At 50.4% G+C, this 250-nt stretch carries 1 protein-coding gene; it reads left to right on the forward strand.

Going from position 1 to position 250, the window contains the following annotated elements; all coding sequences use genetic code 11:
- Positions 1-250, forward strand: a 250-nt coding sequence (locus tag A3739_RS07925; RefSeq protein WP_156502459.1) for an FAD-binding protein, incomplete at both ends; no start/stop codon positions are given.

The raw sequence follows: 250 nt of genomic DNA on the forward strand, positions 1-250 counted from the left end.
AAGTGCGGACCCAAACGATGATTGGCGTTGGCATATGTATGACACTGTTAAAGGGTCTGATTACATCGGTGACCAAGACGCGATTGAGTACATGTGTTCAGTTGGCCCTCAAGCGGTTTTCGAGCTTGATCATATGGGACTTCCTTTCTCTCGAACAGAAGAAGGTCGTATTTACCAGCGTCCGTTTGGCGGTCAATCAAAAGGGCCTGACAACCCAACTCAAGCGGCACGTACTTGCGCAGCGGCTGAC

The sequence above is a fragment of the Oleiphilus sp. HI0067 genome (assembly GCF_001635735.1).